General features: G+C 44.2%; 1 protein-coding gene. It reads left to right on the top strand.

Annotated elements, in window-relative coordinates:
• Nucleotides 1-61: 61 nt before the first annotated feature.
• Nucleotides 62-667: tol-pal system YbgF family protein (locus A3762_RS13630; RefSeq protein WP_197469259.1), on the top strand; the 606-nt coding region annotated here is incomplete at its 3' end.

Genomic DNA, 667 nt, shown 5'->3' with positions numbered 1-667 from the left:
TAGAATCTCACGCCCGTCTGACTACAAAACGAACAAATCTGCTTGATGGGAGGTACCAATAGTGCCTTGGCTGATCGTTTGTGTGTCAATTCTTGCTTCTCTGAACTCAAGCCATCTTTTGGCAAATGAGAGTTTTACTGTCAATTTTGGCGAGTCTGCGAAAGCGGAGAAGATTGGTGATTTACGACCTCGTGTTTTAGCGCTCGATAAGAAACCGATTCCCGATGTCTCGGTTAAATATGTAATGAAGCGCTATCGAAAGCTTTTCGAAACCGCCCAAAGTCCAGAAGTACGTATTGAAGCATTGAATCGCTTGAATAATTTGAGCGCGAGTTACGGCGTATCAGAGAAAGGTCTGACGGTAGATCCTTACGTTCACGCTGACGTCGTGCTCGATACCTACCAAAAGATTGTTGATTCTGGTGATACATATCAGCGCATGGATGAGTTGTTGTATCAGACAGCAAAAGCAACAGCATTTACGGGTGACATACTAGAATCGATCAAGCGATTAGAATTACTGGTTGGGCTATATCCAAATGCAAAACTCGCTGATGAAGCATTGCTGCGCTTAGCGGAGGGATATTTTGATTTGGCCGATTTTAATCGAGCACGCGACTACTACGCGAAGCTACTTAAAAAATCGAAAGCTCCAAGAATGCGAGCC

Source organism: Oleiphilus sp. HI0125 (assembly GCF_001635355.1).
The sequence above is the reverse complement of the archived record's forward strand: the minus strand, read 5'-3'. Positions and strand labels throughout refer to the sequence as shown.